This window comes from Gelidibacter salicanalis (assembly GCF_016469035.1).
GTDB classification, from domain to species: Bacteria; Bacteroidota; Bacteroidia; order Flavobacteriales; family Flavobacteriaceae; genus Gelidibacter; species Gelidibacter salicanalis_A.
The window spans coordinates 1-210 of sequence record NZ_JAEHJZ010000230.1 but is presented as its reverse complement, the minus strand read 5'-3'; the positions used below and the strand labels follow the sequence as shown (position 1 = coordinate 210).

The 210-nt window shown below is 40.5% G+C and carries 1 pseudogene; it reads right to left on the bottom strand.

The annotated features are described in order from the left end of the window. Positions 1–210, bottom strand: a pseudogene (locus JEM65_RS21420) (DNA topoisomerase IV subunit B); the annotation flags it as partial.

Here is a 210-nt window from a genome sequence, read left to right as displayed (position 1 = left end):
TTCCGATGAAACTAACTTATCTTTAGTTTGCGATGAAAACTTCGGATCTGGAACTTTTACGGACAAGATTGCGGTTAAGCCTTCTCTTGAATCATCACCTGTTGCGCTAATTTTATGCTTCTTAGCCAAACCAATTTCTTCAATATAGCTATTCATGGTACGTGTCAATGCACCACGTAAGCCGGCTAAATGGCTACCACCATCTCTTTG